This is a genomic window from Micromonospora sp. LOL_024 (assembly GCF_048060415.1).
Lineage (GTDB): Bacteria > Actinomycetota > Actinomycetes > Mycobacteriales > Micromonosporaceae > Micromonospora.
The window spans coordinates 1-259 of record NZ_JBHMIS010000228.1; the positions used below are offsets into that span (position 1 = coordinate 1).

General features: G+C 61.4%; 1 protein-coding gene. It reads right to left on the minus strand.

Features of this window, described 5'->3' with window-relative positions; all coding sequences use genetic code 11:
- Window positions 1-71: 71 nt before the first annotated feature.
- Window positions 72-259: transposase family protein (locus ACFHWY_RS28980; protein WP_416583397.1), on the minus strand; the 188-nt coding region annotated here is incomplete at its 5' end.

Sequence of the window (259 nt, forward strand, 5' to 3'; positions counted from 1 at the left end):
CCGTCAGCCCACGCAGAATCGGCGACATCATCGCCGCAGCCCTGCACCTGACCCACTTCGAGTACAAATACCTACCGGAAAGTCGCTGAGATCACTTCACTGAGACAGTCCAACGCCTGGGCGCAGGTCCGGTCGTGTAGGTATCCAGGCATCGCGTCCGAGGTCCAGATTGGGAGTCCGTCGGGGCGCATCACCGCTTGAATGTTCGCGCCGAAGTCGCGGTGTTTCCCGGAGTACCAGGCGTCGATCGTGTCGCCTT